Here is an 8,568-nt window from a genome sequence, read left to right as displayed (position 1 = left end):
CTCGTAAATGCTTAAATTGGAAAACCCCTTTTGAAGTATTTTTTAATCGAGTGTTGCACTTGATTTGACAATCCGCCTCTTAAAGAGAGGATAAAAATTTCTCAAGTAAAAGCATTGAATCAACAGCTTTAACTGTGTCCGGCTTCACGAACAAGCTTTATCGGCAATAAGCGAAAATTTTGTTAAGTCTGAGAAACGACTTATCAAAATTTTAGTCTTATTGCTCAAAAGCTGAGCGAGTTCGCGAAGCCTTTCTAATGTCGTCAATTAGGGAAAGAAGAAATTCTTACACACTTAGTAGGAAAGCAAATATGGTTTGTGTTAAAATATTGCTATCTTAAATGCGAGGAAATGAACTTTTATGAAATTATTAGCGATGGATACATCCAATCAAACTTTAACCGTGGCAGTTTTAGAAGATGAGCAGGTATTGGCTCATTTTCAGCTGAATCGAAAAATGAATCATAGTCTAACCTTAATGCCGGCGATTGAATCTGTGATGGAGGCCAGTGGATTGAAGCCTGCTGATTTAGATCGAATCGTTGTAGCAAAAGGCCCAGGCTCATATACGGGTATCCGAATCGCGGTAACAACTGCAAAAACATTAGCAGAAACATTAAAAATCGAGTTGACTACGGTCTCTAGTTTGGCTGTAATTGCTGGGAATGCTCGTACTAAAAAATTAATTATTCCATTGATAGATGCACGTCGGAATAACGTTTATGCTGGAGTTTATCGTTGGGAAAACCAACAGCTGATAAATGTCTTGGCGGATCAGCACATCGCATTAACTGATTTATTGGATCAGATTAAGGAACCAGCTTTGTTCGTTGGGGAAACAAGTAAATTCAAAGAACAAATTGAATCAGCTCAATTGCCTGCAGACATTTCAGAGGCAGATGAGATGAATTTACCCAATGGAATAATTTTAGGGAAATTAGGTTTTCTCGCGAAACCGATCGAAAATATTCATGGATTAGTACCTGCATATTTAAAACGGGTAGAGGCGGAAGAAAAATGGCTGGAAACGCATCGACCAGAGGACGATAATTATGTTGAAAAAATTTAGCGGATTAGTAAAAACGATCTTATACGGAAAACAGTATCCTTTCAATTCAAAATATGTAAACTTAAGAGACGAAGAATACTTATTAAGAAAAATTATCGATCAGGATATTAAAGAGTTAATCGCACTGGAACGCGATGTTTACTTTGGCGAGACTCCATGGACGAAAAGTGCTTTTCTTTCAGAGATTCATTCGCCAATTCCTCATTTATATATTTGTATTGTCACTCAAAAAGAAGAAATTGCCGGTTTTATCGGCAGCCGCTTGATTGGAAACGATACGCATATTACAAATATTGCTGTGGGTACAGGCTTTCAGAATCGCGGTATCGGTAAGCTTTTGATTGACGAAGTAGAAAAATTCGCTATAATGAACGATTGTGAAACTCTCTCTTTAGAAGTACGTCTCAGTAACACGGATGCCCAACGTCTATATCGAAGGCTGGGGTTCTCGGCTCGGAATATTCGCAAAAATTATTACACTGAGAATAATGAAGATGCTTTGGATATGATCAAACGTTTGGAAGTGGAATAAATTGGAAGATTTAGCACATAAACTCTGGGAAATCAGTCAGACAGCATATGCTTATGAGTCGCCCTGGTCTGCTGCCCAATTCGCTAGTGACATGAGGCAAGCTCATAGTCACTACTTTATCGAGGAAACAGAATGTATCGCTTTTTTAGGATTTCATCAAGTATGCGATGAAATAGAAATTACCAATATTGCGGCCAAAGTCAAGGGTCAAGGACATGGTAAAAAACTACTGAAGCGTCTGATTGATCACGCTGAATCAAAAAAGATAGCGAGTATTTTTTTAGAAGTACGTGCTTCGAATCGAGAGGCGCGTCTTTTTTATGAAAAGTTTGGCTTCCAAGAAATTGGAACGCGTAAAAATTATTATCAGCACCCTCAAGAAGATGCGGTACTGATGTCTTTGAAAGTAGGAAATGCAGATGAATGAATCAGAACTTATTTTAGCGATCGAAAGCAGCTGTGATGAAACGAGTGTTGCAGTAATCGAAAACGGTGAAAGAATTCTATCTAATATTGTTGCTTCACAAATAAAAAGTCATAAGCGATTCGGCGGAGTCGTACCGGAGGTGGCCAGTCGTCATCACGTCGAACAGATCACGATTTGTATTGAAGAAGCATTGAGTGAAGCAGATGTGACGGCACAGGACCTTCGAGCAGTAGCAGTAACTTATGGACCAGGACTGGTCGGAGCACTATTGATTGGGTTGAGTGCAGCCAAGGCCTTTGCTTGGGCGAATGGATTACCCTTATTACCAATTAATCATATGGCAGGACACATCTATGCCGCACGTTTAGTTGAACCCTTGGAGTTTCCTTTGATGGCTTTGTTAGTTAGCGGCGGTCATACAGAGTTAGTTTATATGTCAGAAGATGGCTCATTTGAAATTATTGGCGAGACTAGAGACGACGCTGCTGGAGAAGCCTATGATAAGGTTGGTCGAGTATTAGGATTAAGTTACCCTAGTGGAAAAGAAATCGATGAATTAGCTCATCAAGGGGAAGACACGTATGATTTTCCACGCGCAATGATCAAAGAAGAAAATTTTGACTTCAGCTTTAGCGGATTGAAAAGTGCCTTTATTAATCTTACCCATAATGCGGAACAACGTGGAGAAGAATTAGACAAAAAAAACTTAGCAGCTAGTTTTCAAGCAAGCGTTGTTGATGTATTAGTGACAAAGACGATCAAGGCCTGTAAGACTTATCCAGTTAAGCAATTGATTGTAGCCGGAGGTGTAGCGGCTAATCAAGGTTTACGAGAAAGAATGTCTGCAATGATAAAAACAGAATTACCTGAAGTAAAATTGATTGTACCGCCATTACGTCTGTGTGGAGATAATGCGGCGATGATTGGGGCTGCTGCTCATGTTGAATTACAAAAGCATCATTTTGCTGGTATGAGCTTAAATGCTAATCCAAGTTTAGCTTTTCAGCACATCTAACTCCTTGCTATAATGAGCATAAGGAGGCGATATGATGGAGCAAAACTGGCAGAGAAAATTTTCAATAGATGAAAAGCCGACATTGGAAGAGATGAAAGAATTTGCTGCAGATACTTATTTTGAAAAGTTGTTGGATTATTTGTCAGAAGAGTATCAACCTAAATTTTCTATTGAATACTCAAAGGAAAAAGGGGCATTTGGCGGTTGGCATCTAAAAGCAAAAAAGTATGGCGGAAACTTTGGTACAATTTATCTTCGAGATGATTGCGTAAGAATGATGGTTGTTGTGTCGGAACTTTTTGAAGAAGAACTAGCAGAGAACGTTTCTTCGATGTCTGAACAAGTACAAAAAACATTTAAAGAAAGCAAACCTGTTATGGGAGGATACTGGTTCGTCGTGGATATCACCTCTGAGAAAACGTTTAGGGATATCCAGTATTTAATTACTTTACGTGTTCGAAAATTGAAGACTAAATAATGACTAAAGCAGCTAAAATTTTGGCTGCTTTTTTTGTGTGTGGAAAAAAATAAAGCTCGGGAAAAGGGGTATATTAATTCGTTGGCAGAAAATCAGCTGGAAAAACTTATATTCTATTATGATAAATCTTTTATCTTAATTGTGAAGTCGCTGCTATAAATTTATACTATATAGTGCAAGTGAATAATTTTGGAATGGAGGCGTTAGAATATGTATTTACATCAAAAGTGACTTTGATCAAAAATAGAACTTAGAGTTTCTAAGGGAGTAAATCCATATTCTTATGGGTATCGTTCGTTTATTAATGTGAAATAGATCACTTGCGTAAAAATGAAATCGTTTAATAATAGAATATTCATCCCGCAGAAGCTCAAATTGAAAGATCGGTGATCTTTATCAAACAATTTGAAATGGAGTGGTTAGGTGTTATTAGCAGTATCTTTTCTTATCGTGTTGGGTTCATTGTATGGACTAATCTTTTTGAAACAAAAGAAATGGTCGTTTTCTAAACGAGTTGTAACGGCTTTGGCTATCGGGATCATTTTAGGGTTGATCTTTAATCAAATTCTACCAAAGGCAGATGGAGTAATTCTATCTGATTGGATTGGAATCATAGGCAGTGTTTATGTAAAACTATTACAAATGATTGCAGTACCTCTGATTTTCGTTTGTGTGCTGTTGGCATTTACTAAAATTGAGATCAAAACCAATGTGTTAAAAGTCGGAATGTCGATTATTGGTACGTTAATCGTAACTGCTGGAATTGCCGGAATCGTTGGGATTGTAACAGGATACTTTTCAAATATTGACGGAAATTCCTTCAATATTTCTCAAACAGCATTACATTCAGCCAATGAGATCCAAAAGAGCTATGTTTCTGGCGGTGAGCAAACATTGACGATGCCGCAAAAAATTATCGCGATCTTTCCTTCAAATCCATTCTTTGATTTGACCGGTCAAAGAGCGAGTGCAACATTGGGCGTTGTTATTTTTGCTTTCTTTTTGGGGATCGCTTATTTAAAAATTAAAGATAAAAAAGTCAAAGAGGCGCAACTATTTAAAGATTTTCTCGACAGTGCTTACGAAATCATTATGTCTGTCGTGCGTCTATTTATTTCTTATGCACCCTATGCAGTCTTAACAATCATGATCGCAACAATCGTTAATAATGATGCTTCGGCTGTTTTGAAACTAGCTAAATTTTTCGCAGTTTCTTATATTGGAATGCTGATAATGTTCCTAATTCAGTTGGTGATTTTAACAATTTGCGGCTTACCACCAGTTCGGTATTTGGCTAAGGCATTTCCGGTGCTATCCTTTGCCTTCATCACAGCATCAAGTGCTGGATCAATGCCGATGAATATTGAGATGCAAGATGAACTGAATATTCCTCGAGGCGTATCAAGCTTAGCTGCATCCTTTGCAACATCAATGGGAATGAACGGTTGTGCTGGAGTATATCCCGGAATCATTATTGCAATAGTCGCAATGACACAAAATATCAATCCTTTATCTCCGCAATTTTTACTTTATGCAGGCTTCATAATCGCAATGACTTCATTTGGTATTGCGGGAACAGGAGGCGGAGGAACCGTCGCAACGATTATCTCTTTATCGGCCTTGGGGCTGCCTGTTGGTTTGGTAGGTGTCTTCATTGCTGTGGAACCACTTATTGATATGGGACGAACAGCAATTAACTTGAATGGCGGAGTAGTAGCGAGTGCCGTCACCTGTAAGTTAAATCGAATTAAATTGTCGCAGGCAAAATAGATTGAATGACTTCCTCAAGAAATTGGGGAAGTTTTTTTAAATAAAGCATGATTAAGCTTGATACTTTCTGATTATTCAGTTACTATGAATAAAAATGAATTTAAAGCGTGTTTTATCGAATTAATATTCAAAAATGGAGGAGTTATAATGGCAAGTATTTTTCAAGGGAAAAGTTTTTTAAAAGAAATCGATTTTACTAAAGATGAATTACTCTATTTAATTGATTTTGCCGCGCATTTGAAAGAGTTGAAGCAACAAAATATTTCTCATAAGTATCTAGCAGGGAAAAATATTGCGTTGCTGTTTGAGAAAACTTCTACTCGGACGCGGGCAGCCTTTACCACAGCGGCAATTGATCTAGGGGCTCATCCTGAGTATTTAGGGAAAAATGATATTCAATTAGGAAAAAAAGAATCTGTCGAAGATACTGCAAAAGTTCTTGGAAGCATGTTTGACGGTATCGAATATCGAGGATTTTCTCAAACGGCTGTCGAGGCTTTAGCAGAGCACTCGGGCGTACCGGTTTGGAACGGTTTGACTGATGAATGGCATCCTACGCAAATGTTGGCAGACTTTTTAACAATCAAAGAACATTTTGGAAAGTTGGAAGGACTAACTTTAGCCTATGTAGGCGATGGTAGAAATAATGTAGCTAACTCTCTTTTAATTACTAGCGCGATTCTAGGTATAAATATTTCGATCGTGACACCAGAAAAACTATTTCCTGACCAAGGCTTGATTGAGATGGCGAAAAAGTATGCTGAAGCTTCAAAAGGAAAGATTTCAATTACAGCTGACATCGATCAAGGTGTAGCACAAGCGGATGTGATATACACAGATGTTTGGGTTTCAATGGGTGAGGAAGAGGCATTTAAGGAGCGAATCGACTTATTATTGCCGTATCAGGTCAATCAGGAGTTGATGGCAAAAACGAAAAAAACTGAAACGATCTTCTTGCATTGTTTACCCGCTTTTCATGATCTTGAAACAGAAGTAGCTGAAGAGATCAAAGAAAAGTACGGTCTAGCTGAAATGGAAGTTACTGATGAAGTCTTTCGCAGTGAAAATGCTTTACAGTTCCAGCAGGCTGAAAACCGCATGCATACGATAAAAGCAGTAATGGCTGCGACTTTGGGAAATCTCTTTGTTCCAAAAGCATAAAAATATCCTACTTGACTAGTCAGATGAAGAATTTTCTGTTAATATGAATGCCAGATAATTATTTCATCGATGAAAAAGAGAAGTCTATGGTCTGTTTTGCAGCGAGTTCGGGCAGGTGAGAGCCGGATAAACAAAAATAGAGGGCGCACTTTTGAGATGAAACGGCAGCTACCGTTATAGCCTAAGCTGGTCGTTTACGACAATAAGAGTGGTACCGCGGGAATTCTCGTCTCTGATGTATTTTATACATCAGGGGCTTTTTTTTGCGATTTCTGCTGCTAGTTTTTAGCTAGTTGAGTAGAATCGTATGCGAAACGGGAATAAAATACTTTTTTGGAAAATGAGTATCTTAATCTTGAGATAGCTATTTGGAAAGGGAGGAAATTTGGATGAATAATAAAGAAATCGTCGCACAAGCTGTTTTTGAAGTAGTTAAAGAAAATCTTACGTTGGCAGAAGTAGAACGTTTACTAGAAAATCCTAAATCAGTGGATCATGGAGATGTCGCATTTCCGGCTTTTGTTTTGGCAAAAGTTTTTCGAAAGGCACCACAACAAATTGCTGCGGAATTAGCAGAAAAAATCAGCCCCGAAGCGTTTGAAAAAATCGAGGTTGTGGGGCCATATTTAAACTTCTTTATGAAAAAAGAAGTGATCTCAAGTATGGTTTTAAAACAAATTGCAAAAGAAGAAAATCATTTTGGAGATGGCAATATTGGCAATGAGGGCAATGTAACGATCGATATGTCCTCGCCAAATATTGCTAAACCAATCTCAATGGGACATTTACGTTCTACAGTAATTGGTAATTCAATCAGTTTGATTTTAAGCAAGATCGGCTATAATCCAATCAAAATCAATCATTTAGGAGACTGGGGAACGCAATTTGGTAAGTTAATCGTTGCTTATAAAAAATGGGGTTCGGAAGAAAAAGTTAAAGCAGAGCCAATCAATGAGCTGCTGCGTTTGTATGTGGAATTCCATGAAAAGGCCGAAGACGAACCAGAATTAAATGATGAAGCACGTGCTTGGTTTAAGAAATTGGAAGAAAATGATGAAGAAGCCTTAGAATTATGGAAATGGTTCCGAAGTGAATCTTTAAAAGAATTCAATAAAATTTACGGTATGTTGGAAGTTGATTTTGATTCTTTCAATGGAGAAGCTTTCTATAACGATAAGATGGATGAAGTTGTGACGATGTTAGAAGAAAAACACTTGTTGCAAACCAACGAAGGTGCAGAAATTGTAGACCTTGAAAAATATGGGTTGAATCCAGCACTGATCAAAAAATCTGATGGAGCCACATTGTACATTACTCGTGATTTGGCGGCAGCTCTTTATCGCAAACGTGAGTATAACTTCGTTAAATCATTATATGTTGTAGGAAATGAGCAAAGCGGCCACTTTAAACAATTGAAAGCTGTTTTGAAAGAAATGGATTTTGATTGGTCAGATGAAATGGTTCATATTCCATTTGGATTGATTACAAAAGATGGCAAGAAGCTATCGACTCGTAAAGGGAAAATTGTTTTATTAGAGGAAGTTCTAAATGAAGCGAAAGATTCTGCGCTAGCCCAAATCCAAGGAAAAAATCCTGATTTGCCAAATAAAGAAGAGGTGGCCCATCAGGTTGGTGTCGGTGCAGTAGTCTTCCACGATTTAAAAAATGATCGTTTGAATAATTTCGACTTCAACTTGGAGGAAGTTGTCCGCTTTGAAGGTGAAACCGGTCCATATGTTCAGTACACACATGCTCGTGCAATGACAATTTTGGAGAAGGCAGGATTTAGTATTGATACTGAAGCTGTTTATGCATTGAATGATGCTGACAGTTGGGAGATTATCAAGTTATTGCAAAGCTATCCTGAAATCGTGATGCAAGCAGCGGATCAATACGAACCGTCAGTGATTGCAAAACATTCGATCAGACTAGCACAGGCCTTTAATAAATATTACGCACATACGAAAATATTGGTGGACGATGACCAGAAAGAAGCGCGACTAGCATTAGTTCATGCAGTAACAGTAATCTTAAAAGAAGATTTACGATTATTAGGTGTTCATGCCCCAAATAAAATGTAAACAAAAAGCCGGAGAAAATTTTCTCTGGCTTTTTT

General features: G+C 37.9%; 8 protein-coding genes. All 8 read left to right on the top strand.

Annotation, left to right across the window (positions count from 1 at the left end; translation table 11 throughout):
* Nucleotides 1-361: 361 nt before the first annotated feature.
* Nucleotides 362-1,069 carry a tRNA (adenosine(37)-N6)-threonylcarbamoyltransferase complex dimerization subunit type 1 TsaB gene (tsaB, locus tag FFR60_RS20590; protein ID WP_137665624.1) on the top strand — a complete coding sequence of 236 codons (708 nt, stop codon included), beginning with the start codon at nt 362-364 and terminating at the stop codon, nt 1,067-1,069.
* Nucleotides 1,053-1,601: a ribosomal protein S18-alanine N-acetyltransferase gene (gene rimI, locus FFR60_RS20585; RefSeq protein ID WP_088932933.1), complete on the top strand. Its 549-nt coding sequence runs from the start codon at nt 1,053-1,055 to the stop codon at nt 1,599-1,601. The genes tsaB and rimI (FFR60_RS20585) overlap by 17 nt, the downstream gene beginning before the upstream one ends.
* A 1-nt stretch (nt 1,602) precedes the next feature.
* Nucleotides 1,603-2,028, top strand: coding sequence for a ribosomal protein S18-alanine N-acetyltransferase (gene rimI, locus FFR60_RS20580; RefSeq protein WP_137665623.1), 426 nt, complete (start codon nt 1,603-1,605; stop codon nt 2,026-2,028).
* A complete protein-coding gene (gene tsaD / locus FFR60_RS20575; protein ID WP_137665622.1) occupies nt 2,021-3,043 on the top strand; it encodes a tRNA (adenosine(37)-N6)-threonylcarbamoyltransferase complex transferase subunit TsaD in 1,023 nt (340 codons plus the stop codon). The genes rimI (FFR60_RS20580) and tsaD overlap by 8 nt, the downstream gene beginning before the upstream one ends.
* Nucleotides 3,044-3,074: 31 nt before the next feature.
* Nucleotides 3,075-3,521, top strand: a complete 447-nt coding sequence (locus FFR60_RS20570; RefSeq protein WP_249355055.1) for a DUF3788 family protein — start codon at nt 3,075-3,077, stop codon at nt 3,519-3,521.
* A gap of 423 nt (nt 3,522-3,944) precedes the next feature.
* Nucleotides 3,945-5,291, top strand: a complete 1,347-nt coding sequence (locus FFR60_RS20565) for a cation:dicarboxylate symporter family transporter (RefSeq protein ID WP_137665621.1) — start codon at nt 3,945-3,947, stop codon at nt 5,289-5,291.
* A gap of 147 nt (nt 5,292-5,438) precedes the next feature.
* Nucleotides 5,439-6,452, top strand: a complete 1,014-nt coding sequence (gene argF / locus FFR60_RS20560) for an ornithine carbamoyltransferase (RefSeq protein WP_137665620.1) — start codon at nt 5,439-5,441, stop codon at nt 6,450-6,452.
* Between the two features lie 389 nt (nt 6,453-6,841).
* Nucleotides 6,842-8,533: an arginine--tRNA ligase gene (gene argS / locus FFR60_RS20555; protein WP_137665619.1), complete on the top strand. Its 1,692-nt coding sequence runs from the start codon at nt 6,842-6,844 to the stop codon at nt 8,531-8,533.
* Nucleotides 8,534-8,568: the final 35 nt, after the last annotated feature.

This window comes from Enterococcus hulanensis (assembly GCF_005405485.1).
GTDB classification, from domain to species: Bacteria; Bacillota; Bacilli; order Lactobacillales; family Enterococcaceae; genus Enterococcus_A; species Enterococcus_A hulanensis.
The sequence above is the reverse complement of the archived record's forward strand: the minus strand, read 5'-3'. Positions and strand labels throughout refer to the sequence as shown.